The organism is uncultured Methylophaga sp. (assembly GCF_947259025.1).
Classification (GTDB): Bacteria; Pseudomonadota; Gammaproteobacteria; order Nitrosococcales; family Methylophagaceae; genus Methylophaga.
Window position 1 is genome coordinate 49504 of the sequence record NZ_CAMYKO010000003.1, and the last position, 24661, is coordinate 74164.

The 24661-nt window shown below is 53.5% G+C and carries 26 protein-coding genes, 3 tRNA genes and 1 pseudogene; 20 read left to right on the plus strand and 10 right to left on the minus strand.

Annotation, left to right across the window (positions count from 1 at the left end):
- Positions 1–135: 135 nt before the first annotated feature.
- A pseudogene (locus Q0X64_RS03055) lies at positions 136–384 on the plus strand (STAS domain-containing protein); the annotation flags it as partial.
- On the opposite strand, the gene Q0X64_RS13325 reads toward Q0X64_RS03055, so the two are convergent.
- Positions 349–426, minus strand: a complete 78-nt coding sequence (locus Q0X64_RS13325) for a hypothetical protein (RefSeq protein ID WP_366517472.1) — start codon at positions 424–426, stop codon at positions 349–351. The pseudogene Q0X64_RS03055 and the gene Q0X64_RS13325 overlap by 36 nt on opposite strands.
- Before the next feature lie 32 nt (positions 427–458).
- Between Q0X64_RS13325 and Q0X64_RS03060 the strand changes: the two genes are divergently transcribed.
- From Q0X64_RS03060 to Q0X64_RS03090, 7 genes are all read left to right on the plus strand, one after another.
- Entirely contained in the window at positions 459–1325 is an 867-nt protein-coding gene (locus tag Q0X64_RS03060; protein ID WP_297808921.1) for a chemotaxis protein CheW, read from the plus strand.
- A 9-nt stretch (positions 1326–1334) separates the two neighbouring features.
- On the plus strand, positions 1335–1841 hold the full coding sequence (locus tag Q0X64_RS03065; protein WP_297808924.1) for a chemotaxis protein CheW: 507 nt from the start codon (positions 1335–1337) through the stop codon (positions 1839–1841).
- On the plus strand, positions 1841–2620 hold the full coding sequence (locus Q0X64_RS03070; RefSeq protein WP_297808925.1) for a ParA family protein: 780 nt from the start codon (positions 1841–1843) through the stop codon (positions 2618–2620). Before Q0X64_RS03065 ends, Q0X64_RS03070 begins: the two co-directional genes overlap by 1 nt.
- Positions 2613–3698, plus strand: a complete 1086-nt coding sequence (locus Q0X64_RS03075; protein ID WP_297808927.1) for a methyl-accepting chemotaxis protein — start codon at positions 2613–2615, stop codon at positions 3696–3698. Before Q0X64_RS03070 ends, Q0X64_RS03075 begins: the two co-directional genes overlap by 8 nt.
- Before the next feature lie 125 nt (positions 3699–3823).
- Positions 3824–5197, plus strand: coding sequence for a flagellar hook-length control protein FliK (locus Q0X64_RS03080; protein ID WP_297808930.1), 1374 nt, complete (start codon positions 3824–3826; stop codon positions 5195–5197).
- 73 nt (positions 5198–5270) lie between these two features.
- Positions 5271–6428: a methyl-accepting chemotaxis protein gene (locus tag Q0X64_RS03085; RefSeq protein WP_297808932.1), complete on the plus strand. Its 1158-nt coding sequence runs from the start codon at positions 5271–5273 to the stop codon at positions 6426–6428.
- 231 nt (positions 6429–6659) lie between these two features.
- Complete coding sequence (locus Q0X64_RS03090) at positions 6660–7220, plus strand: ATP-dependent zinc protease (protein ID WP_297808935.1); 561 nt, start codon at positions 6660–6662, stop codon at positions 7218–7220.
- 66 nt (positions 7221–7286) lie between these two features.
- Here Q0X64_RS03090 and pyrF read toward each other — a convergent pair whose 3' ends face one another.
- Positions 7287–7976, minus strand: a complete 690-nt coding sequence (pyrF, locus tag Q0X64_RS03095; RefSeq protein ID WP_297808938.1) for an orotidine-5'-phosphate decarboxylase — start codon at positions 7974–7976, stop codon at positions 7287–7289.
- 121 nt (positions 7977–8097) lie between these two features.
- Between pyrF and tgt the strand changes: the two genes are divergently transcribed.
- The 4 genes from tgt to secF all read left to right on the plus strand — a co-directional run bounded on the left by tgt (position 8098) and on the right by secF (position 12482).
- Positions 8098–9204, plus strand: coding sequence for a tRNA guanosine(34) transglycosylase Tgt (gene tgt, locus Q0X64_RS03100; protein ID WP_297808941.1), 1107 nt, complete (start codon positions 8098–8100; stop codon positions 9202–9204).
- A gap of 80 nt (positions 9205–9284) precedes the next feature.
- The gene (gene yajC / locus Q0X64_RS03105; protein WP_297808943.1) at positions 9285–9620 is read left to right on the plus strand and encodes a preprotein translocase subunit YajC; all 336 of its coding nucleotides are present in this window, start codon (positions 9285–9287) and stop codon (positions 9618–9620) included.
- 45 nt (positions 9621–9665) lie between these two features.
- On the plus strand, positions 9666–11519 hold the full coding sequence (secD, locus tag Q0X64_RS03110) for a protein translocase subunit SecD (protein ID WP_297808946.1): 1854 nt from the start codon (positions 9666–9668) through the stop codon (positions 11517–11519).
- Positions 11520–11531: 12 nt separating this feature from the next.
- On the plus strand, positions 11532–12482 hold the full coding sequence (secF, locus tag Q0X64_RS03115) for a protein translocase subunit SecF (protein ID WP_297808949.1): 951 nt from the start codon (positions 11532–11534) through the stop codon (positions 12480–12482).
- A 44-nt stretch (positions 12483–12526) separates the two neighbouring features.
- On the opposite strand, the gene Q0X64_RS03120 is transcribed toward secF, so the two are convergent.
- Positions 12527–12781 (minus strand): hypothetical protein, encoded by a 255-nt coding sequence (locus Q0X64_RS03120; protein ID WP_297808951.1) that lies wholly within the window; start codon positions 12779–12781, stop codon positions 12527–12529.
- Positions 12782–12963: 182 nt separating this feature from the next.
- On the opposite strand from Q0X64_RS03120, the gene Q0X64_RS03125 reads away from it, so the two are divergent.
- Genes Q0X64_RS03125 through Q0X64_RS03140 form a run of 4 tightly spaced genes read left to right on the plus strand, consistent with a single transcriptional unit; the run spans position 12964 to position 17208 of the window.
- Positions 12964–13497 carry a hypothetical protein gene (locus Q0X64_RS03125; RefSeq protein ID WP_297808954.1) on the plus strand — a complete coding sequence of 178 codons (534 nt, stop codon included), beginning with the start codon at positions 12964–12966 and terminating at the stop codon, positions 13495–13497.
- Between the two features lie 30 nt (positions 13498–13527).
- Positions 13528–14877 (plus strand): UDP-N-acetylmuramate:L-alanyl-gamma-D-glutamyl-meso-diaminopimelate ligase, encoded by a 1350-nt coding sequence (gene mpl / locus Q0X64_RS03130; protein ID WP_297808957.1) that lies wholly within the window; start codon positions 13528–13530, stop codon positions 14875–14877.
- Complete coding sequence (locus tag Q0X64_RS03135) at positions 14874–15482, plus strand: flavin prenyltransferase UbiX (protein WP_297808960.1); 609 nt, start codon at positions 14874–14876, stop codon at positions 15480–15482. Before mpl ends, Q0X64_RS03135 begins: the two co-directional genes overlap by 4 nt.
- Positions 15483–15537: 55 nt before the next feature.
- On the plus strand, positions 15538–17208 hold the full coding sequence (locus Q0X64_RS03140) for a formate--tetrahydrofolate ligase (RefSeq protein ID WP_297808963.1): 1671 nt from the start codon (positions 15538–15540) through the stop codon (positions 17206–17208).
- Positions 17209–17830: 622 nt separating this feature from the next.
- Here Q0X64_RS03140 and djlA read toward each other — a convergent pair.
- From djlA to hslV, 7 genes are read right to left on the minus strand one after another with little or no spacing between them, the layout of a single operon-like run.
- The gene (djlA, locus tag Q0X64_RS03145) at positions 17831–18652 is read right to left on the minus strand and encodes a co-chaperone DjlA (protein WP_297808966.1); all 822 of its coding nucleotides are present in this window, start codon (positions 18650–18652) and stop codon (positions 17831–17833) included.
- Between the two features lie 5 nt (positions 18653–18657).
- Positions 18658–20322: a ubiquinone biosynthesis regulatory protein kinase UbiB gene (gene ubiB / locus Q0X64_RS03150; RefSeq protein WP_297808968.1), complete on the minus strand. Its 1665-nt coding sequence runs from the start codon at positions 20320–20322 to the stop codon at positions 18658–18660.
- Positions 20323–20934 carry an SCP2 sterol-binding domain-containing protein gene (locus tag Q0X64_RS03155; protein ID WP_297808970.1) on the minus strand — a complete coding sequence of 204 codons (612 nt, stop codon included), beginning with the start codon at positions 20932–20934 and terminating at the stop codon, positions 20323–20325. It lies immediately after the preceding gene.
- Positions 20935–20936: 2 nt separating this feature from the next.
- Positions 20937–21683, minus strand: a complete 747-nt coding sequence (gene ubiE, locus Q0X64_RS03160; protein WP_297808972.1) for a bifunctional demethylmenaquinone methyltransferase/2-methoxy-6-polyprenyl-1,4-benzoquinol methylase UbiE — start codon at positions 21681–21683, stop codon at positions 20937–20939.
- A 7-nt stretch (positions 21684–21690) separates the two neighbouring features.
- Positions 21691–22053, minus strand: a complete 363-nt coding sequence (locus Q0X64_RS03165; RefSeq protein WP_297808975.1) for a DUF971 domain-containing protein — start codon at positions 22051–22053, stop codon at positions 21691–21693.
- An 8-nt stretch (positions 22054–22061) separates the two neighbouring features.
- Entirely contained in the window at positions 22062–23384 is a 1323-nt protein-coding gene (gene hslU / locus Q0X64_RS03170; protein WP_297808978.1) for an ATP-dependent protease ATPase subunit HslU, read from the minus strand.
- Positions 23385–23930: an ATP-dependent protease subunit HslV gene (hslV, locus tag Q0X64_RS03175; protein ID WP_297808981.1), complete on the minus strand. Its 546-nt coding sequence runs from the start codon at positions 23928–23930 to the stop codon at positions 23385–23387.
- A 186-nt stretch (positions 23931–24116) separates the two neighbouring features.
- Between hslV and Q0X64_RS03180 the strand changes: the two genes are divergently transcribed.
- From Q0X64_RS03180 to Q0X64_RS03195, 4 genes are all read left to right on the plus strand, one after another.
- Positions 24117–24201: transfer RNA gene (locus Q0X64_RS03180), tRNA-Tyr, on the plus strand.
- Positions 24202–24224: 23 nt separating this feature from the next.
- A tRNA-Gly gene (locus Q0X64_RS03185) sits at positions 24225–24298 on the plus strand.
- A 32-nt stretch (positions 24299–24330) separates the two neighbouring features.
- Positions 24331–24406 (plus strand) — tRNA-Thr (locus Q0X64_RS03190).
- A gap of 86 nt (positions 24407–24492) precedes the next feature.
- Positions 24493–24661 (plus strand): GTP-binding protein (locus tag Q0X64_RS03195; RefSeq protein WP_297808986.1); only part of this gene is annotated, 169 nt, incomplete at its 3' end.

A 24661-nucleotide genomic window follows, 5' to 3' on the forward strand; every position in this document is an offset into this window, starting at 1 on the left:
CCAGTAAAATTTTTTGCCCCTGAGCCGATACAGATGAAGACACTCATCTATTTATTGCGCTGTGACCGGCAAAGGAGCCGTCCCCTGGCAAAACCAACAAGCAATCGCTATGCATTTGCTGGTAAGGAATCTCAAATGACCCCCGACCACATCAAAGAAATCGATTTTGCTGAACAACTCAGCCTGGCCGACTGCGCCGAGATATATCTACAGTTGCTGAATGCTATGGCTGAAGGCCGGGCTGTCAGTCTCAATGCCAGCCGGGTGGAACGGGTGGATACCGCCGCTTTGCAACTACTTTACGGATTCCAGCGTGATGCTGTTGCGCAGGGGCTGGTTACAATCTGGTCAAAACCGAGTAAGGTTTTTTGTGATGCAGTCGATACAATAGGCATGCACGCATTCTACCTGCAGGATGCGTGACACCGGGCTCAGTAAAGGAAAGGAGAAAGCTTGTTATGGCAGAGACTCTGGCAGCCGAAACAGCCGCTGGCTGGCAGATTTTTTTCAAGCCACACCGGGCGCTGCTACAGGCAGGCCATGATCCACTGCTGTTGATTGGTGAGCTTAATGAGTTGGGCGCGCTGACGGTCGAACTGGATACCAGTGACTTGCCGCCATTCACTGAGCTGACACCGCAAGACAGTTTTCTGAGCTGGCAAATGCGACTGGAGTCGGAAGTGTCACTGGAGGCAGTCAATAAAATATTCAAAGGGCTGGAGGATGACTGCGAGCTCAGTATTCTGCCGCTAAAGAGCAATATCGCGGATGCTGAAAAAAGCGCTAAACAACCGGCGGCGGGGTTTGATTCCGGAGCAGACAGTGAAATCCTGCCACAAGCCGAAACGACTACTCCATCACCTGAGCAACCGATAAGCATGGATGGCAAGATCATTCAGCTTGCCGATCAGCTTTATATTCTGCCCGCTATCTCGGTGATTGAGTCCTTTGATATCGAGCCAGGCAATATCAAAAAAGTGACGGCTAAGGCGGAGGTCTACTGCCTGCCTAATGAGTATGTGCCGCTGATCCGCTTGCATGAGTTATTCAATCTGCCAGCGTACAGTGACGGCCAGCCTCACGGCCAGCTGCTGATCGTAGAGTCTGAGGGGCAGAAATTCGGTCTATTGGTGGACGAGTTACGGGGGCAGCAGCTCGTTGTGAGCAAGTCACTGGAAATCCATTACCGCAAAGTCAGAGGGGTGGCGGGGGCTGCCGTTCTGGATGATGGCAAAGTGGCTTTGATCCTCGATATCGACGGCCTGGTAGCGATGTACCGACATCCCGACCTGAACGCTGATAACCCTGAGAGCCGGGTGGCCTAGACTTAATTTATGAATGATCTCAGTCACACTGATGAAATCCTCGAGCTCTTCGATTTGAGCGATAAAGATGAGGCGGGCTTGCTGCCTTACCTGGGCTTTGAACTGAACCAGGCGTTTTACGCCGTCGACATCCAGCGAGTGAGAGAAATTATAGGCTGGGAGCCTTTTACCCCCATCCCCAACACCCCCGAACATCTCTGCGGCGTGCTTAACTGGGGGGGGGAGATCGTGCCCGTCGTCGATTTGCGCTTGTTGCTTGAGATGCCGTTTCAGCCCTACAGCAAAACCACGGTGGTGTTGATCCTGCAGGTACAGGGGGAGACTTCTCGGACGGTAGGGGTTGCGATAGATGGGGCCTGTAACGCCCATTATATCGATCCGCCAGCGCTCTCCGCAGTGCCGGACTTTGGCGATAGAGTCAGTACCGAATTTATCAGCGGCATTAGCCATATCAATGACGATATGCTGATGCTATTGGATATTGATCAACTACTGCACCCGGAGCGGCTTGGCTGATGGCGGCGCAGGCTAAGGTTCGCATTATCGCCATCATGAACCAGAAAGGCGGCGTCGGAAAAACCACCACCACGGTCAACCTAGGACATGCCTTGTCGCGGGCTGGCAACAAGGTCGCTTTGATGGATCTGGATCCACAGGGGCAGGTGGCAACCAGTCTGGGCTTTGATAACAATTTGCCGGGGCTGGACCGGGTGTTGATCGAGGGCCTGGCGCTTGATGAAATTATCGTGCAGGCACGTGACGGGCTGGATTTGATTGTCGCCGGTAGCAAGCTGAATCAGTTTGAGCACACCAGTGAGGGCGGTATTCAGCGTGGTCACCGCTTACGCGAAGCACTGCAACAATCGTCTTTGCAGCAGTACGATTATGTATTGATTGACTGTCCGCCGTCATCAGGCTTGCTGGGCGTCAACGCGATGTTTGCTGCGGCGGAGCTGATGATTCCGGTGTCGGGTGATTACCTGTCCCTCCAGGGCTTGTCGCGCATGATGCAAGTGATGAAGCGCGCTGAAGAACTGGCCGGTCATCGCATCCGCTTGTGGCTGGTATCGACCCGTATGCAGATGCGACGCAAGCTAACCACTGAGGTTCGTAACCGGATTCTCAAGTATTTTCCCGGGCGGGTCTATTTCACCCCGGTTCGGGAGAATGTGGCTTTGGCCGAATGCCCCAGTTTCGGTAAAACCATTTTTGACTATCGTGTTAACAGCCCCGGGGCTGAAGATTACCGAGGACTGGCGCAGGATGTGATGAGCGGGAGAACAGCCGATGGCTGAAAACAAGCATTCGATGGGTGATGATCCGCTGGCCTGGCTGGCAGAGGATAAGGTGTCTGACAGCCAGGCCCCGTCTGTGCGGCAGGCGGCAGTTGAGCAGGCGGAGACCGAACAGCAATCAGTATCACCACAATCCGACACCGCCATCGTTGAAGACAGTTTTGCCGGGCTGGCTGACAAGGGTCACCAGATTGTCAGCGACTTTTATCATCATCTGTTTGAACATCACCCCAGTCTTAAACCCCTGTTTGAAGGGATATCCAGTGATGGTCAGCAGAAGAAGCTACTGGCAGCACTGATATTGTTAGTCAATAACCTGCGCAGGCCGGAGGTATTGGAAGACTATCTCAAAGGCCTGGGCCAGCGCCATCAGAACTACGGTGTGGTTGCAGAGGACTACCAAAAAGTTATCAGTAGCCTGCTGGTGGTGCTGGAGCAGCATGGAGGAGAGCAGTGGACTCCGGCTGTGGCGACAGCCTGGCGTCATACCCTGCAAACAGTGGCTGAGACCATGCTGGCTGCTTATGATTCAACGGACGAAAAGGCCATACCGCCAATCAAGCTGGAAAAATTGAACCATCACGTTCGTCACGAGGACTATGCCAGTCAGGTTCATCAACTTGCTGCTGATGCCACTGATAAGGCAGAAAAAAGCGGCACAACCTTGCACCATGCGGCTGAGGCAATATCAGCTATCAGGGCTTCTAACCACAAAGCCTCCGAGATTAGCGAAGAGGTCGATGAAATCGCCTTCCGACTCGATTTGTTGGCGTTGAATGCCATTGTGGAAGCGGCGCGCTTGGGCGGGCAAGGCCGGAGTATCGCCGTGCTTGCCGCCGAGCTTCGTAAGCTCACACAGCGAAGCGCCAGTGCGCTCAGCGAGATCAAAACTTTGGTGAGCGGTAATAGCGATAAGCTCAAACAAAGCGCAGTACTGGTCGATGAATCCAGTCTTACATTGAAAGCGCTTGTTGAGGACAGCAAAAAAATGGGCGAGATTTTTGCCGATATCATGGCCGCCAGTAACCTGCAGCCGGCAACATCTGCGGACAATGGCAGAAGCGACAAGACTGAGTAAGCGGAATAATCAAATCAACCGCGTACTCCTATCAACAGTTGAAATAGCGCTTAGCGGTCATGGCATAGCGATTGCAAACACTCCTGTGACGATAAACGGTCAGCATGACCTTAGCAGGAGGCCTTATGCCACAATCCGTGATTATTCAGACCGAATCAGCCAGTCCGGTCAGTAGCAGAAAAGCGGCACCAGCCAATGAAAAAGCAGAGGGCGGGGGCTTTTCCGATCACTTCAATAAGCAGGTTCGCCAGGATGAGGCTGGCGAAAGCCAGGGCATGGCTACCCAGAGCAAAACGGCAGAGGCAGGTAAAGAAGTTGCCGCAGACGGCAAAAACTTGCCGACTGAGAAAGCCCAATCATCCTCTTCTGCAGATGGCGACAAAAAAGCATCAGAACAGCCTGATGATCAGACGCCGGCTACAGAAAGTCATGATGACAGTAAGCAAAGCGATAAGCAGAAGGAGGCAATGGCTGAGTCAAAAACCGCTGAGCCTAGTATTGTCACTTCGCCTTCTACAGTAGCGGCCAAGCAACAAACGACTACCGACCCTGGCAAGCAGATTGTGAATCAGGCTACTACGACCGCCGCTGACAAGGTGGCGGACAAACAAGCCGCCCTGACTAACAACAATGCGTCCGCTGAAGTCTCAAATCCGGCCAAGACCATCGGCCAGCAAGCTAGTGTGAAAGCTGAAGCAGAAACAGTAAAAGCGGCGCTGACACAACAAGGCCAGGAAAATAAAAAGGCCGTGCCCAATCTGGCGACGACATTAAAGCAGTTGGCCAAAGAGCAGACAGACAGCCCCAAGATCCGCGCCGATATCCTCAATGCCTTGCAGCGTCATCAGGGTAAAGAGGAAATCTCCACCAACCTGCGTAACCTGATTGCTGCCCAATCTCAACAACAGGATGGTAAAGCCCCGCAAATTTTGCTGCGTCCGGCTGCTGCAATGCCAATCCTTGATAGCAGCGCTCATGCGCAAAATGGTGCCAGCCCGTTGTCTGGCCTGACAGCCAGTGCCCAGCCGATGAGTGGTCAGGCCGTCGCCAGCGCACAGTCAGCTTTGAGCTTGCCGGTTCAGCCCAATATGCAAAATCCGGCCTGGGGACAAGTGATGAGCAGCCGCGTTGCCTGGATGGCAAAAGAGGGCATTCAGGAGGCTGAATTAAGGATGAATCCTGCCCGTTTGGGGCCGGTGGAGGTCAAACTGCATGTACAAAATGATCAGGCCAGTGTAACTTTCCTAGCTCAGCAGTCGGCCACGCGGGATGCGCTGGAGCAGGCTCTGCCGCGTTTGCGTGAGAGTTTTGCTGAAAATGGCATGCAATTGACCGATGCCCAGGTTGGCGAGCAGGAACAGCAGCAGGAACAATCCGAACAAAGCGGAGAATCCCAGTTTTTTGCTCAAGCCCAGGGGCACGCTGACGATATAGATGATGAGACCGTGGAATCGGTCAGCTCAGGGGGCGAGTCCGAAGGGCTTAGTTTGTATGCCTGAGCCAGAATGATAAAAACAGCATAGCTGGGAGAGACGCGTGTTTAAACTCGAGAATTTTTCGCTCAGAAAAAGAATGTATATCATCGCGGGCGGCGGAATCGCCGCCCTGTTGGGGCTGGCCATCATGGTCTGGTATTTGCTCATTAGTGGTGCTGATAGCAGCACCCAGCTATATGCCTTGCTGACTTATGTGGTGTTAGGCAGTGCCGTCGTGATGTATTTGGCTCACTACATTGGTCGTTTTGGTGACAGGCGTGCCACCACGCTGGTGGAAGCTATCCAGAACATCAAAAAAGGCGACCTGACCCAAAAGGTCGTTATTCCCGGAAAAAGTGACTTCAGCTGGATGGCTTTTGAGCTGAACAGCGCCCGTAAAAATGTGGCCAATCTCGTTCACACGCTGGTTGGCGGTGTGTCACAGCTCAATACCGCGACCCAGAATATGGAAGCCATCAGCAAGGAAACGGTGGATGGCGTACTCAAACAACAGACTGAAACCACTCAGGTGGCGACAGCAATGAACGAAATGACTGCCTCGGTACAGGAAGTGGCGCGTACGGCTTCTAATGCTGCAGATGCTGCCCGGAATGCCGACAGTGAATCCAAAGCCGGTAAACAGGTGGTCATGGAGACCATGGAAGCGATTGACTCGCTGGCCAATGAAGTCGAAAAAGCCGCTGAACAGCTGAGCAGTCTGGAAGCTGATATAGGCAATATCGGCGCCATTGTTGATGTCATCCGGGGTATTACCGAGCAGACCAATCTGCTGGCCTTGAATGCCGCGATCGAGGCAGCCCGTGCCGGCGAACATGGTCGCGGATTTGCTGTGGTAGCCGATGAAGTGCGCACGCTGGCCGCTCGCACTCAGTCCTCCACTCATGAAATTGAAGAAATGGTGGAAAGGCTGCAACAAGGTGCGCAGGTTGCGGTTAAGGTGATGAATGACAGCCGCGAGCGCGCTCGTGACAGTGTCGAAAAAGCCTCCAGTGCCGGTGCGGCGCTGGACACCATCACAGCAATGATTTCCACCATGGACGAAATGAGTGCGCAAATATCCAGTGCGGCCAATGAACAGTCTTCAGTAGCCGAAGACATCAACCGCGGTATCGTCAATATCAGTCAGGTAGCAGAAACGACTGCCGAAGGCGCCCGTGAGTCGTCAGTGGCGGTGGAAACTTTAAGTAGCCTGTCTTCTCAACTGCAGGAAGCTTCAAGCAAATTCAAGGTTTGATATAGAACAAGCTGAACCGATTTAAAGCCCGCTCCAGCGGGCTTTTTTGTGGCTAAAAATTCCCACTGGTTCACAATAGCGCTAAAATTAAAGCCATAAACGGAAACTCGGCGCTGTATCAGCCCTCTCAGGGATTGCTTTGAGGAATGGTTTCCGGGTACGGTTTGAGCAACTGAAAAGACGGATCATTCAATTTTGACTTTGCCAGGCAACTGATAAAGAGAGGATTTGATGATTAGAAAACTGCTTAGCAGAATTGGCATTGTGGCCGTGCTAACAGGATTGAGCACCGGCGCTCTGGCTCAGCAATCCTATGGCTGGGTAGAAAAAATCAGGATTCAACCCTGGGATGTGGAGGCCAAGGCCAAACTCGATTCCGGTGCGCTGACTTCATCGATGCACGCAGAGGATATCGAACTGTTCCAGCGTGATGATGAGGATTGGGTGCGTTTCACTGTTGAGCTGGGTGATGATGAGCAGGGCCAGCGGGTCACAGAACGAATTGAGCGTCCCTTGTTTCGTGAGTTCAGTGTGCGTGGTGCCGGAGGCCGTGATCAGCGGGCCGTGGTATTGATGGAAGTCTGTATTGGCAATACCGTTTACCAGGAGCAGTTCAGCCTGCGCAACCGCAGCAATATGAATTATCCGGTGTTGTTGGGCCGTCGTACGATTCAGCATCTGGGGCCCATTGATGTCACGCAAACTTTCCTTATTAACTCAGAATGCGGCGGTGATGCCCGGGTGCTTAGTTATAACGAAACCGAAAAAGATGAGGGGATCGGGGTTAATTAGCCTGTCTCAGCTCTAACAAAAAAGGCCATCATCAGGATGGCCTTTTTTGTTTCTGTCTCTGCTCAGTCATAGACTGTTTTCAATTGCCTGCAATGCCTGCATCGGGTCTGGGGCAGCACTGATCGGGCGGCCGATAACCAGGTAATGGCTGCCTGCTGACAGCGCTTGCGCCGGTGTCATGGTGCGATGCTGATCGCCGCGCTCACTGCCGGCGGGCCGGATACCCGGTGTCACCAACTGAAAATCAGCGCCCAGCTCGTCGCGTAGCATGGTGGCTTCCTGCGCGGAACAGACCACCCCATCCAGTTGACTGTGTTTAGCCATGTTTGCCAGTCTGAGCACGGTATCGCTCATCTTGCCAGTCAGGCCGATTTGTTCGAAGGTCGCTTGATCCATGCTGGTCAGCAAAGTGACGCCGATCAGCAGCGGTGAATCAGCATCTCTGCCGACGGCTGCTCTTGCCGACTGCATCATGGCTGTGCCGCCCAGCGTGTGAACATTGAGCATCCACACGCCCAGATCAGCTGCGGCAGCACAGGCGCGGCCCACGGTATGCGGAATATCGTGGTATTTGAGATCCAGGAAGACATCAAAGCCGCGATTGACCAGTTGTCTCACGACATCGGGGCCGGAACGGGTGAATAATTCCTTGCCCACCTTTACCCGGGCACGCTGAGGGTCGATTTGATCGGCCAGGGCCAGCGCTGAATTCGTATCCGGGTAATCGAGGGCAACAATGATCTTGGGATCGCTCATGCATGACTCCGTGTAAGTTAATGGCGACGATCTTAGCGTAACGTCGTTATCAATGCGTGGTTTTCGCTGCCGATAAACAGAAAATGGTATCCTGTGCGGCGTTTTTTGCGGAAATCAATCGATGAAGTTTGAGCTTTTTGAGCAGGATGGACACGCCCGGCGCGGTCGACTGACCTTTGAACGGGGCACGGTGGAAACACCGGCGTTTATGCCGGTGGGGACCTACGGCTCGGTCAAGTCAATGACACCGGAAGATGTGACTGACACCGGCGCTGAGATTATCCTTGGCAATACTTTCCACCTGATGCTGCGGCCCGGCACTGACATCATTGCCCAGCATGGTGACCTGCATGACTTTATGCGCTGGCAGGGCCCGATTCTGACTGACTCCGGTGGGTTTCAGGTATTCAGTCTCGATGAGCTGCGTAAGATTACCGAAGAGGGGGTGCATTTCCGCTCACCGGTCAATGGCGACAAGGTCTTTATGGGGCCGGAAGAGTCAATGGCGGTACAGCGCGCGCTGGGCAGCGATATCGTGATGATTTTTGACGAGTGCACGCCGTACCCGGCTGATGAAAAAACGGCCGCAGCCTCAATGGCGCTATCATTGCGCTGGGCTGAGCGCAGCAAACAGGCACATGGCGACAACCCGTCGGCTTTATTCGGCATTGTGCAGGGCGGAATGTATGAACACCTGCGTGATGAATCCCTGCAGGGCCTGACCCAGATTGGTTTCGACGGTTATGCCATTGGCGGCCTGTCGGTGGGAGAGCCCAAAGAAGATATGGTGAGAGTGCTCGATCACCTGGCCGACAAACTGCCGGCAGATAAACCGCATTACCTAATGGGGGTGGGGCGACCCGAGGATCTGCTGGAAGGTGTGATGCGTGGCATCGATATGTTTGACTGCGTGATGCCCACCCGCAATGCCCGTAATGGTCATCTGTTTGTACATGAGGGCGTGATTAAAATCCGTAACAGCCGCTACAAGACCGACACCGGTCCGCTGGATCCGTATTGTGACTGCTATACCTGCCGTAACTATAGCCGCGCCTATCTGCATCATCTGGATCGCACCGGTGAGATGCTGGGGCCCAGACTCAATACCATTCACAACCTGTATTACTACCAGACTTTGATGCGTGGCATTCGCGATGCCATTGAAAAAGGACAATTGCACGAGTTTCGTCGTGAGTTTTACGCGTTGCGGGAAACACTGGCGGGCTGATCATTGTCAGTGCTATCGGTGTGCTTGCCTGCTGTGGCATAATCGGTTTCTTTTTTTATTGTTGAATTTGAGGATTAACGATGGATTTTTTCATTTCTGCTGCCCAGGCTGCTGAAGGTCAGGCTGCCGCTGCTGGCTCCCCAGGCCTGCTTGATTTTGCTTTCCCTATCATCCTGCTGGTGCTGTTTTATGTGATGCTGATCCGTCCTCAGCAAAAACGTGCCAAAGAGCACCGTGCGATGCAGGCAGCGCTGTCTAAAGGTGATGAAGTCGTGACCGATGGCGGCGTCATGGGCAAGATCCTGGAAATCACGGATAACGCCATCACTGTGCAGATCGCCGAAGGTGTGGACGTTAAGGTCCGCCGCGAGTCAATCAGCTCTGTTCTGCCTAAAGGAACGCTGAAAAAACTGTAAGTCTTCATTGAGCCAAGACGGTTTAGAAAAAATCAGGAAATCAAAATGAACCGATATCCACTGTGGAAGAACCTGCTGGTTCTTGTTGTATTAATTGCTGCTGCTGTGTTCGCCATGCCTAATCTCTTTGGCGATGACCCGGCGGTGCAGATCTCGGCAGGTCGCACTGCCACAGTGGACCTGGCACTGATGGAAAAGGCTGAAACCGCACTTCAGGATGCCGATATTGAGTACAAAGGCGCCGAACTGGAAGCCGACAAGCTTTTGATTCGGCTGACCTCCAATGACAGTCAGTTGAAAGCCAAGGAAGTCCTCACCCAGACACTATTGGGCGATTACATCATTGCTCTCAACCTGGCCCCCACTACACCGGAGTGGCTGGCATCGCTGGGGGCTGAGCCGATGAACCTGGGCCTGGATTTGCGCGGTGGCGTTCACTTCCTGATGGAAGTCGATATGGTCGTGGCGGTCAAACAGGCACTGGAGAGCTATGGCAGTGATATCCGCCTTAACCTGCGTGATGAAAAAATCCGCTACAAGCAGATCCGTAATGATGCTGAAACGCTGGAAGTGGTGTTTCGCAACGAAGCGGACCGTGATGCTGCCGAGCAGTTGATCAGCCGTGAAATCAACGAGCTTGAGATTAACGTAGCCGAGGACAGTGCCGAGCCGACCCTGGTGATGAATTTCAATGAAACCACGCTGCGAGAAACCAAGCGGCTGGCGCTGCAGCAGAATATCACTACATTGCGTAATCGGATCAATGAACTGGGCGTGGCTGAACCTACCGTTCAGCAGCAAGGTGAAAACAGGATTGTGGTGCAACTGCCCGGCGTTCAGGACACGGCTCAGGCTAAGAAAATCCTGGGGGCAACGGCGACTCTGGAGTTTCGTCTGGTCGATTTTGAACACGATGTGCAGGATGCCCTGAACGGCCGTGTTCCCGCTAACTCCGAACTGTTCTATCACCGTGACGGCCGGCCTTATCTGCTCAATAAAAGGGTGATGTTGACCGGTGAGCATGTGATCAATGCTCAGTCGACACTGGATGCCCAATCTGGTTCGCCGGCGGTATCGGTGACACTGGATGGTAAAGGTGCCCGCGCATTCAGTAATGTGACCCGCGACAATATCGGCAATCCGATGGCGGTCGTGTTTATCGAATCCAAATCGGAAACCAAAGAAATTGATGGTGAACTGGTCAAGGTCCGCCGTCAGGTGCCGGAGATTATCAACGTCGCCACTATTCGTGATCAGTTGAGCAAGAAATTCCAGATCACCGGGCTCGACAGCACTACCGAAGCCCGTGACTTGGCATTGTTGCTGCGTGCCGGTGCCCTGGCAGCGCCGATTGAAATCGTCGAAGAGCGTACCGTGGGCCCGAGCCTGGGTCAGGATAATATTGACCAGGGCTTTGCCTCGGTGATGATTGGTTTCGCCTTTGTACTGGTGTTTATGCTGATCTGGTATCGGGTGTTCGGCTTTGTCGCCAACCTGGCGCTGGCCAGTAACCTGGTCTTCATCGTGGCATTGCTGTCGATGCTGCAGGCCACGCTGACCTTGCCGGGTATTGCCGGTATCGTGCTGACCGTCGGTATGGCGGTGGATGCCAACGTGCTGATTTTTGAGCGGATACGTGAAGAGTTACGTAACGGCAACAGTCCGCAGAACAGCATTAATGTCGGTTATGGCAAGGCGTTTTCCACCATTGCTGATGCCAACATCACCACCCTGATTGCTGCGATTGTGCTGTTCGGTTTCGGCACCGGCTCCATCAAGGGCTTTGCCGTGACCTTGTCACTGGGCATTATCACCTCGATGTTTACCGCGATTATGGGAACCCGCGCCGTGGTCAACCTGATTTACGGTCGTCAGCACAAACCCAAGCTGTCAATTTAGGATTTATCGGACATGCAGTTTTTAAGTAAAGAAACCCATATCAATTTTATGTCGAAGCGTCTGCTGGCAGCGGCGTTTTCGATTATTCTGGTACTTGCCTCCTTGGGCTCGCTGGCTGTTCAGGGGCTGAGTTTTGGTATCGACTTTACCGGCGGCACCATGATCGAACTGGGTTATCAGGAGCAGGCTGATCTCAATAAGCTTCGCCAGGATCTGGCTGAGGGTGGCTATCCTGATGCCACGGTGCAGAACTTTGGTTCCATCCATGATGTGCTGATTCGTCTGCCGGTCATTGAAACCCAGAATATGGCGGAGTTGAGTAATGACGTCGTCTCAATGCTACAGAGCAAGCACGAGACTGAGATCGATGTGCGCCGCGTCGAGTTTGTCGGTCCCCAGGTCGGTGATGAACTCACCGAGCAGGGCGGTCTGGCGATGCTTTATGCGCTGATTGGCATTCTGATTTATGTCTCGCTGCGCTTTGAATACCGTTTTGCGATTGGTTCGGTAGTGGCCTTGATCCACGACGTGGTCATCACGCTGGGCTTTTTCTCTTTGACCCGTATTGAGTTTGACCTGACCGTACTCGCTGCGATTCTGGCGATTATCGGTTACTCGCTCAACGATACCATCGTGGTGTTCGACCGTATTCGTGAAACCTTCCTCAAAGTGCGTAAAGGCACCTCACAGGAAATTGTTAATCGTGCTTTGAACGACACCCTGAGCCGGACCTTGATGACATCCTTGACCACCTTGCTGGTGGTGCTGGCCCTGTTCATGTTCGGGGGCGAAGTGATTCATGCCTTCTCTATCGCACTGCTGTTCGGCATTATCATCGGTACCTACTCATCGATTTACATCGCCAGTAACACCATCCTGGCGATGGGGGTCAGCAAGGAGGACTTGTTGCCGCCGGTGAAAGAGGATGATGAAAACGTCAATGCCGACGGTAGTCAGGTCTGAACTTGATAAACAAGTGATAAAAAGCCCGCTGCTGCGGGCTTTTTTTATGAGTGATAGGACTGATCGCTGAATCTCAGCGCTTTGCTGATGGCGGTGCTTGCTGAAGCCTTGCGCCGTGACTCGAGGGTGACCACATTGGCGCTGCTTTCCGCCTGCTCCCGCTGACCGGCTTCTTCAACAGTTTCGACGCTTAAAATGCGTACATCTTTAAAGTCACTTTGGTAGCTGATCTGCGTCAATAGCTCCTCTGCAGCCTCCAGCGCCAGTCGCATTTCAATTTCCAGGGCTTTATCGGTCATAGTCATTGATCCATTTCATTACTCTGGATATCGGCCGCAGATACGCTGACTTGAGTGAGAACAGCAAATTCCTGGTTTTTGTTATTTCACTGACAAAGTGCTTTGCAGCGGGTAGAGGTATTCAAGGCAATCCGTGATGAAAGTTTTTGTCCGCCTGCAGACGACGGGGTATGATGCCTGTCATGATTTTACTGCAGCGCTTTTTCCAGATCTGCCTGTTCAAGGCTGGGCCGGCGGACTTGCCGTCTTCACACTGGTTTCTCAAACTGGTGTGCCTGATTTATTTCGGCATCGGGGCAGTCGTCAGTCATATTGACCATGACTGGCTGACCAGCCTGGCCGCCAGTCTCAGTGATACCCTGCTGTTGCTGGCAGTGTGCGGGTTGTTGCTGTATCTGCGTCGTCTGCATGGCCGTTTTCTGCAAACGGCGACTGCGATGGCGGGTACAGGTGCCATTATGGGATTGGTGGGGCTCCCCATTTTCTGGCTTTATCGTCAGGTAGAAGCGCAGGGTCAGCTAACCAGTCTGGTGCTGCTGATGGTGCTGGTGCTGATGTTCTGGAGCCTGTTTATTACCGCCCATATTTTCCGTCATGCGCTGGAAATTCGTCCCGGTATGGCGGCGATCGCCACAGTGGCCTATACCATTTTGTCTGTGGTTGTGGTGGGGCTTACTATTTCGGGCATGGCGACTGGACCTGAATCGATTGGCTGAACAGGCTTTTTCATTCTCTGGGGAACATTGATGCACATTCATATTCTGGGCATATGCGGCACATTTATGGGCGGTATGGCATTGCTGGCAAGAGAGCTGGGCATGACCGTGTCCGGCAGTGATGCCAATGTTTATCCGCCGATGAGCGACCAACTGGCTGCTGCCGGTATCGCTGTGTCCGAGGGCTACGATCCCAGGCAGCTGGATCCGGCACCGGATCTGGTGGTCATGGGCAATGCCATGACCCGTGGTAACCCGGCAGTAGAGTATGTATTGAATAAAGGCCTGCCTTATGTCTCGGGCCCGCAATGGCTGGCGGAAAATGTGCTACGCGGCCGCTGGGTGCTGGGCGTGTCAGGGACGCATGGCAAAACCACGACCAGTAGCATGCTGGCCTGGATCCTGGAACATGCGGGCATGTCTCCCGGTTTTCTGATTGGCGGTGTACCGGGTAATTTCGGCGAGACCGCCCGCCTTGGCGATACCCCGTTTTTTGTGATCGAGGCCGATGAATACGATACGGCTTTTTTCGATAAGCGCTCCAAGTTTGTGCATTACCAGCCACGGACGCTGATCATTAATAATCTGGAATTTGATCATGCCGATATCTTTGATGATCTGGCAGCCATTCAAAAACAGTTTCATCACCTGGTGAGAACGATTCCCTCAGAGGGGCTGATTGCCTCACCCCAGGAAAAAGCGATTGAGCAGGTGTTTGAAATGGGCTGCTGGACGCCGCGGCAATTGCTGGGTGATGTCAGTGGCTGGCGCAGCAATCTGTTGAACAAGGATGGCAGCGAATTTGAAGTCAGCTTTGAAGGGCATAAATCGACGGTCACCTGGTCTTTGCTGGGACAGCACAATGTCAGTAATGCGCTGGCTGCCATTGCGGCGGCCCGCCATGTCGGGGTCACTATCGAGCATGCCTGCCGGGCGCTGTCCGAATTCAGCGGCGTTAAACGCCGGCTGGAGCTGCGTGGTGAAGTGAACCAGATCCGCGTCTACGATGATTTTGCCCATCACCCGACCGCGATTGCGACTACCATTGCCGGGCTGCGGGCAAAGATCGGCAACCGTAAACTGGTGGCAGTGCTGGAGCCACGGTCTAATACCATGAAAATGGGTGTGCATCAGGACTCACTGGCACAATCTTTAATTCAGGCTGACCGTGTCTTGTTATTGCAGGACAGTGGCCTTAAGTGGTCGCTGAAGCAGGTTATCGAAACCCTGGGCGACCATGTCAGTGTGCATGACTCGGTGGATGCTATCGTCACTGCGCTACAGAAAGAGTCAGGACAGGGCGATGAAATCCTGGTGATGAGCAATGGCGGGTTTGGCGGCATACATCAGAAAATTCTGGAGGCCCTGCAAGCATCATGACGGATAACAAACAAGTTGCTTTAGCCATTACCGGTGCCTCGGGTGCGCCTTATGCCCAGCGTTTGCTGGAGGTGCTGCTGGCCAGCAATATCACCGTTCACCTGATGGTCTCTGCGGCCGGTCGAATAGTCCTGTCCGATGAACTGGACTGGAAGCTGCCAGCCCGTGCCGGTGATATCCAGACCATGCTGGCTGAGCAATACAGCTGTGAGCGCGATCAAATCCGTGTTTACGGTGAGCAACAGTGGTCAGCGCCGCTGGCCAGTGGCTCGCACCGTGTGCCGACCATGATTGTTTGTCCCTGCACTATGGGCACCCTGTCATCGATTGCCGTTGGGCAGAGTGATAATCTGATTAACCGCGCCGCCGATGTGATGCTCAAGGAAAACCGCAAATTGATATTGGTACCGCGGGAAGCCCCATTTTCGGCAATTCATCTGGAAAATATGCTGAAATTGTCGCGCATGGGGGTCTGTATTTTGCCGCCTAACCCCGGTTTTTATTTCCGCCCTACGCAGTTGGATGAAATCATCGACTTCGTGGTGGCGCGGATTCTGGATCAGACTGGCATTGAACACATGCTGATGCCACGCTGGGGTGAGTGAGAATTCAGCCATAACTCGCGTATAATGCTCACTGAGATCAACGCGCAGGGGAAACATGTCAGACATCGAAATCGCACAACAGGCGGCCATGCAGGAAGTGACCGGTCTGGCCCAAGGCAGGCTGGGCATCTCACAACAGCATCTTGACCCCTATGGCCGCTACAAAGCCAAAGTGTCTCTGGATGTGTTTGATGAGGTGGCCGACCGCCCTGATGGCAAGCTGATTCTGGTCACAGCCATCAGTCCGACCCCGGCCGGGGAAGGAAAAACCACCACCACTATCGGTCTCAGCGATGCCTTGAACCGCATTGGTAAACAATCACTGGTGTGTGTGCGCGAACCCTCCATGGGCCCATGTTTCGGTCTCAAAGGTGGCGCTGCCGGTGGCGGTTATGCCCAGGTGGTGCCGATGGAAGATATCAATCTGCACTTTACCGGTGATTTGCATGCCATTGCTGCCGCCCACAACCTGCTGGCAGCGATGATCGATAACCATATACATCATGGCAATGCGCTGCAGCTTGATGCTCGTCAAATCGCCTGGCAACGGGTGGTGGATATGAATGACCGGGCACTGCGCGATATTGTGGTGGGCATGGGCGGCACTGCCAATGGTTATCTGCGTGAAGACCGCTTCGATATTGTGGTCGCCTCCGAGGTCATGGCAATTTTCTGTCTGTCCAATTCCCTACAAGAACTCAAAACCCGGCTGGGTGACATCCTGATCGGCTATTCCACCGACGGCACTCCGCGCTATGCCCACGAATTGCAGGCACATGGTGCGATGGCGGCCTTACTCAAGGAAGCGCTCAAACCCAACCTGGTTCAGACTCTGGAAAATAATCCGGCCTTTGTTCATGGCGGACCGTTTGCCAATATCGCTCATGGCTGTAACTCAGTTGTCTCTACCAAGATGGCGCTGAAGTTGAGTGATTATGTAGTCACCGAGGCCGGTTTTGGTGCCGATCTGGGCGCCGAGAAGTTTATTAATATCAAATGCCGTAAGGCCGGCATCAAACCGGATATGGCAGTGGTGGTCGCGACCGTCAAAGCCCTTAAGTATCACGGCGGCCTGGGCCTCAAAGAACTGGGCAAAGAAAATCTCGATGCCTTGAAAGCCGGCCTTAAAAATCTGCAGCGGCACTTGGATAATTTGCAGAAAGAATTCGGTCTGCGCTGTGTGGTGGCGATCAATCATTTTGTTAATGACAGTGACGCGGAAATAGATTTGATTCAATCGGCCGTGACCGAGATGGGCGCTGAAGCGATACTTGCGCGCCACTGGGCCGAAGGTGGTGCCGGCGCTGAAACACTGGCGCGACGTGTGGTTGAGATGCTGGATGAAAAGGCTGAGCCTTGCCAGTTGCTTTACCCGGATAGTATGCCTTTATGGGACAAGATCGAAGCCGTCGCCAAACGCCTTTATGGCGCAGCCGATGTGGTGGCCGATAATAAAATCATCAATAAAATCGCCAAGCTCAGCGAACAGTATGGTGACATTCCAGTGTGCATGGCTAAAACTCCTTACTCCTTCAGCAGTGATGCCAATCTGCGTGGAGCTGCTGAGGGTCATACGCTGACCGTGCGTGATGTCCGCTTATCGCATGGGGCGGGGTTCTTGGTGGTGCTTTGCGGGGATGTGATGACCATGCCGGGTTTGCCGAAAAAGCCGGCGGCGGAGCGGATTGATATTGATGATAAGGGGCAGATCACCGGGTTGTTCTGATACTGCCGCCGCAGGGGCTTTCTCAATCAGCCTGCAATTAAGTTATTTGTAACTCTGGTTCAAGTTTTAAGCCCGAATGCTCTCTATCCAAGCTGGGACGCTGCCGCGGGGCGTTCATTTATTTTGCTTGCCCAAAATAAACTAACCAAACAAAAGGGCAGCCCACTGCTTGCCCTGCGGGTTCCCTGCGCTTCTCAATCAGTTTGGAACACGACGAAAACTCGCTGCGCTCAGACACTCGTCGTGTTTAATCCAAACTGATTTGGGATGCTCGGCTGCGCACAGGGCGGTGACACCCTCACCCCAGCCCTCTCCCATCAAGGGAGAGGGTGACCAGATCATAATGGGCGGCGAACACCAAGGATCCCCTTTTGTGCTGATGAGTAGCACAGGCTTATCTGGATAAGGATTGGGCAGTGTCTGAGCGTAGCGAGTTTTGGCCAATCCCCAGATAAGCCGAGCAACGCAGTGGAGCCGCAGGCCAGCACAGTAGGGTGCCCTAGGGTTGTTAGGGAAATGGGCAAGCATTTCCCTGACTCGCCACAAAGGCGAAATAGTCAGGCCAGATTCAGTCAGCTCAGAAAACCAGCACTGCCTGAAAAACGCCTTTGTATGGGGTTATTTAGATATCCCGATGCTTCTTAATCAAGTCATAAGCGACTTGGATCTCTTTAGCCTGCTCAGTGGCCACCGCAATCATATCTTCCGGCACACCCTGACCCATTAGCTTGTCCGGGTGATACTGGCTCATCAGCTTGCGATATGCGCGTTTGATTTCCTGATTGGAAGCGTCTTTGCTAACGCCCAGTGCTTTGTAGGCATCATCCAGCTGGCTGGCACTACTGGCTCCGGCCTGGCGGTATTGCTGTTGCCCACTGGAGAAGTGCGCCTGGCTTAACACCATTTCCAGAATACGGTTGAACTCAGCTTGGTTGAAGCCGAGGTGACGGGCAATCTGTTCCAGGATCTGGCGCTCGGCCGGGTCTAGTTTGCCATCGGCCAGCGCCATCACCGTGAGGTAAACCAGCAGCACCTGACGCAGGTTGAAGCTGGAGCCACAGTTTTTCATGAAGTGATCCAACGTGGCATTGATCTCAAATTCGGGATCCGCACCACGCTTGAATTGGCGAATCGCTTCCTGACGATGTTCGGCCGACATGCCCATTTTCTGGATAAAGGCTTCCACATGATCGATTTCGACCTGTGAAATACGGCCATCAGCCTTGGCCAGTTTGCCCATCAACACAAATACCGTTTCCAGAAACACGGCTTGGCGTTGCTGGGCTTTAAGCGGGTTGAGGCTGAAGTTGAACTGGGGCATCCGGCCTGTGATGGCGGCATAAATCAGCCCAATCAGTGCGCCTACAACGCCCAGGATCAGAATGCCAATACCCAGTGTGCCGAGCAGAATAATGCCCAGAATGATTGCAATTAATCTAAACATGACGGTTAATTTCGGTTGCTAAGACTGAAGTAGAGCAGCATCACACCCCAGATCCCCAGCAGCCAGCTGAGGATGGGCAGGCCACCCAGCATGGTCGGTGCGTAGCCATCCAGACCTTTAATGACGGCAGCACCGACCACAAAGGCGGCGCCACTGGTGGCAGCAGCAGTACGGTAACTGGACTCACGGATTTCGCGTCGCAGCTTATCCATATCTTTGGATGACAGGTTGACGTGCAATTTGCCTTCCTGGGCTTTTTTACTCAGATCGTGCAGCATGCGCGGCATTTGCGGCAGGGTTTCAGCCCAGTGCGGGGCTTCCTGCTGCAGGGTCTTGACGGCGGCTTTCCAACCCAGCTTGTCCTTCATCCAGCGTTCCAGAATGGGTTTGGCGCTCTCCCACAAGTCCAGATCCGGATACAGTTCGCGACCCAGTCCTTCGATATTAAGCAGGGTTTTCTGCAACAGCACCAGTTGTGGCTGCACTTCCATATTGAAGCGACGTGCAGTCTGGAACAGTCTTAATAGCAGTTGACCAAAGGAAATATCTTTCAATGGGCGGGCAAAAATCGGCTCACAGACGCTGCGGATAGCAGCTTCAAACTCATCCAGCCGGGTATCGGCCGGCACCCAGCCCGACTGGATGTGCAGTTCGGCGACGCGGTGATAATCGTGGTTGAAAAAGGCCAGGAAGTTTTCTGCCAGATAACGCTGATCATCCGGCGAGAGCGTGCCCATAATGCCGAAATCGACGGCGATGTAGCGCGGATTTTCCGGATCATTGATATCCACCATGATGTTGCCGGGGTGCATATCGGCGTGGAAGAAACTGTGGCGAAAAACCTGGGTAAAGAAAATCTCGACGCCAATTTCCGCCAGCCGCGCCATATTGACGCCTTTGGCTTTGAGCCCATTCACATCGCTGATGGGCATGCCATAAATACGTTCTTGCACCAGCAGGTTTGTGCGGGTCAGGTTCCAGTAAACCTTGGGCACGTAGAGCAGCTTGGTGCCTTCGAAATTACGCTGCAGTTGTGAGGCAGACGAGGCTTCGCGCAGCATATCCAGTTCGTCAAACAGGTTCTTTTCCAGCTCGGCGACAATTTCCCGTGGCCGCAGCCGTTTACCTTCCGACCAGTAACGCTCGGCAAAGGCGGCCAGGGTATAAAGCAGATCGACGTCGCGGCGAATCAAAGGCTCAATACCGGGACGCACCAGTTTGATAACGACCTGTTCACCGGAAACAAGCTGCGCGGCATGAACCTGGGCAATCGAGGCCGAGGCCATGGGTTCAGGTTCGATATGGGCAAACAGGGTATCCAGTGGCTCGTCAAAAGCCTGCTCGATGAGTTCGCGGGCCTGCTCGGCCGGAAAGGGCGCGACCTGGTCCTGTAGTTTGGCCAGCGAGTCAGCGACATCGGGCGGCAGCAGGTCACGCCGGGTCGACAGAACCTGACCGAACTTGACGAAAATAGGGCCAAGATCCTGCAATGCCAGTCGCAGCCGTTCGCCGCGTGGCAGATCGGAGCTGCGACGCCAGCGGTTGGGCGACAGGAAACTGAGATAGCGCAGCGGCCTGAGCAGGTGGATCGCTTTGATCACCTCATCGAGCCGGTGCTTGGCCAGAACATGGTTGATTTGTATCAGTCGGGTGAACTGACTGGCCTTCATTCAGGGCTCCTTGGGCTGATCAGGTTGGGTTTGCAGTCGCTTTAGCCGGGCTTCCAGCCGATCGAAGTCAGCGCGGAGCTTATCCACGGCCTGCATATAGTCTTCAATCTGAATTTTATCCGGCAATATTTGTGCTTCTTCACGCAGGTATTCTGACAGCGACCATTGCAGGGATTGACTGCTCTCGCGCAGCCAGCCAAAACCTTGCTTGAGTCCATAAGCCAGCGGCTGGGCAATCACATCACCGGTCAGCCGGGCCAGTTGTTGCTCCCAGTCAAAGTCGAAACCATCGAGCACATCCTGCAATTGCTTGGCAAATTGCACATCACCGTGAATGCGGATCTCGGAAGAAAACAGGTTATCGGGATGCTCGCCAAGTTTGAGCAGGGAAAAGCCGCTGCCCGCAATCAGCAAATCAGCGCCTTCATCGTCGTTGTGGCTCAGCTCCAGTCGCTGTTGCTGGAAATGAATATGCACGTACTGATGCAGGTCAGTGATATTGACTACGATAGTGCGCTGGTTAAAGGCCTGGAGTTTTTCCAGTGTTTCCGGATCCTGCTTGAGAGCGAAATTAAGCGCCTGTTCCAGCGGTTTAAGCAGAGCTGAAGCCATGATCAGAATTTATATCCACGATGCAGGGCAACAATGCCGGCGGTCATATTGTGATAGTCACAGCGTTCAAAGCCGACATCCGCCATCATTTGTTTCAGGGTGTCCTGATCCGGGTGCATGCGAATCGATTCCGCCAAGTAGCGATAGCTGTCTTCATCGCCGGTAATCGCTTTACCGATTTTAGGCAGCAGGTGAAAAGAGTAGGCGTCGTAGGTTTTGGCCAGCCAGTCGGCCGGTTTGGAAAACTCCAGCACCATCAGCTGACCGCCGGGTTTAAGTACCCGATACATCGAAGCCAGTGCTTTGTCCTTGTCAGTGACATTGCGCAGGCCGAAAGCGATGGTGATACAGTCAAAACTGTTATCGGGGAAGGGCAGGGCCTCGGCGTTGGCCTGCACAAACTCGATATTACCCACCACGCCATCATCAGTCAGCCGGTCACGACCGACATTGAGCATAGAAGCATTAATATCAGCGAGCACGACTTTGCCGCTGTCGCCCACCAGTTGCGAAAATTTGCGTGTCAGATCGCCGGTGCCGCCGGCAATGTCCAGGACTTTGCCGCCGCGGCGGACACCACTGTTGTTGACGGTAAACCATTTCCACAAACGGTGAATGCCCATCGACATCAGGTCGTTCATCAGATCATATTTACCGGCGACCGAGTGAAACACTTCAGCCACATGCCGGGCCTTGTCCGCAACGGGCACTTCCCGGTAACCGAAATGCGTGGTGTCTTTTTGTTCCATAGCTGTCCTAATGGGCTTGCCGCTGATAACCGGCCTCGTTGAGCCGGTCCAGATAATCCTGCCACAACGCATTCTGGTTGATGGCCATATCGTAAAGATAATCCCATGAAAACAAGCCACTGTCATGGCCGTCATCAAAGTAGATTTTAATGGCGTAGTGGCCGACCGGTTCTATCTGGTCGATACCCACATTTTCCTTGCCGGTCTGTAAAACTTCCTGACCGGGGCCGTGGCCGCGGACTTCGGCAGAGGGCGAATAAACCCGAAGGTACTCGGCGCTGAGCCGATAAGACTGCTCGCCGTAGACCAGCTCCAGGGTTTTCGATTTTTTGTGCAGCGTAATGTCGCTTGGCAATGGTGTTTCAGCCATGACGGCTCCTAGAGAATGTAACGTGACAGATCTTCGTCCTGCGCCAGATCGCCCAGTTGCTGGTCAACATAGGCTTTATCGACCGTGACTTTGAAGCTCAGTTCACTGCCGGCGTTGTAGGAAATATCTTCCAGCAGTTTTTCCATCAGCGTATGCAGGCGGCGGGCGCCGATATTTTCGGTTTTTTCATTGACCTGCCAGGCCAGTTCGGCCAGCCGTTCAATGCCATCTTCACTGAAGGTCAACTCCACGCCTTCGGTGGCGAGCAGGGCAGTGTACTGCTCGGTCAGCGAAGCATCCGGTTCGGTCAGAATGCGGACAAAATCCTGGCTGGTCAGCGCATCGAGTTCGACCCGGATAGGCAACCGGCCCTGCAGTTCCGGGATCAGGTCCGACGGTTTGCTGAGGTGGAAAGCCCCGGATGCAATAAACAGAATGTGATCAGTCTTGATCATGCCGTACTTGGTTTGCACCGTACTGCCCTCAACCAAAGGCAACAGGTCGCGCTGGACACCTGCACGCGAGACATCAGCACTACCGCCGCCGTCACCACGGCCGGTGATCTTGTCGATCTCATCGAGAAAGACAATGCCGTTCTGTTCGACATTATCCAGTACTTCGGCTTTGAGCTCTTCTTCATTGATGAGCTTCATTGCCTCCTCTTCGGCCAACAGGCGCATAGCTTTTTTGACGACCAGTTTGCGCGTGCTTTTACGCTGGTTGCCCATGTTCTGAAACATATCCTGCAACTGGTTGGTCATTTCTTCCATGCCCGGCGGTGACATGATTTCGACGCCGACATTGGGCGATTCCAGCTCCAGCTCGACTTCGCGGTCATCCAATTTGCCTTCGCGCAGCATTTTGCGAAAGCGCTGGCGGGTGGTGGATTCATCTTCTGTTTCCACATCACGGGCCGGGCGCAACAGGGCATCGAGAATACGTTCCTCGGCGGCATCTTCGGCCTTACCTTTGACTGACTGAATGGCTTTTTCGCGCAGCAGTTTCATGGCAGTTTCGGCGAGATCACGAATAATCGACTCGACATCACGGCCGACATAACCCACCTCAGTAAACTTGGTGGCTTCCACCTTGATGAACGGCGCTTCCGCTAACGCAGCCAGGCGGCGCGCTATTTCGGTTTTACCAACACCGGTGGGACCAATCATCAGGATGTTCTTAGGCGTCACTTCCTGCTGCAGGTCATCATCCAGTTCTTTTCGACGCCAGCGATTGCGAAGCGCAATAGCCACGGCTTTTTTGGCGGCCTGCTGGCCGATGATGCGTTTATCCAGTTCGTGGACGATCTGTTTTGGGGTGAAGTGAATACTCATTTATTTGTTTGAATCCAGCGTTTCGATTGTCAGGTTGTGATTGGTATAGATGCAGATGTCTGCGGCAATATTCAAGCCTTTCTCGACAATCTCGCGGGCAGACAAGTCGGTATTGTTAGCCAGCGCCGTCGCTGCCGCCTGGGCAAAGGGGCCACCGGAACCGATAGAAATCAGGCCCTGTTCAGGTTCAATCACATCACCATTACCGGAGATAATCAGTGACGCTTCAGCATCAGCCACGGCCAGAAGCGCTTCCAGACGACGCATCATTCGGTCAGTGCGCCAGTCTTTGGCCAGTTCCAGTGCGCTGCGGGTCAGGTTGCCCTGATGCTTTTCCAGTTGACCTTCAAAGCGCTCAAATAAAGTAAAGGCATCGGCGGTGCCGCCGGCAAAACCGGCAATGACCTTGCCGTGATAAAGGCGGCGGACCTTGCGGGCATTACCTTTCATAATGGTGTTACCCAGGCTGACCTGGCCATCGCCACCGATCACAACCTGACCGTTTCGACGATAGGAAAGAATCGTCGTACCACGGTACTGCTCCATAGAATGCTCCTGTGAAATTTAAACGTGAAATAAGCGTGCGCTTAGTATACTATGTTGGGTTTGGCACTGCAGTGACGGCGGCTGAAACCCGCTTCAGTCGATCGATTTATCCGGCCGCGCTTACATTGCCTGATTTTAAGTGTTGACATTGACCGGGCTTTTCCGGAAAATGCCACTTCTTTTAGTGGAGGGGTTCCCGAGTGGCCAAAGGGATCAGACTGTAAATCTGACGGCTCCGCCTTCGGAGGTTCGAATCCTCCCCCCTCCACCATTTAATTGCGAGTTTACTGTTTAGCGGGTGTAGTTCAATGGTAGAACTCCAGCCTTCCAAGCTGACTACGTGGGTTCGATTCCCATCACCCGCTCCATTTTTTGCTTGGAAGCAGTATTAAAGAATTTGGCCCGCATAGCTCAGTTGGTAGAGCGCATCCATGGTAAGGATGAGGTCATCAGTTCAATCCTGATTGCGGGCTCCATAAAAATGTGTATTTGTTTAGGCAGGTGTTTCCTGCCTGTTTTGATTTTTTGACTCATTAAAAAATTACTGGCGGGGAGACTGGTCATGTCTAAAGAAAAATTTGAACGCTCGAAGCCCCACGTCAATGTGGGCACCATTGGTCACGTTGACCATGGTAAAACCACTTTGACAGCGGCGCTGACTAAAGTACTGGGTGAAGCGTCTGGCGGCGAATTCAAAGATTACGCGGATATTGATAACGCACCTGAAGAGC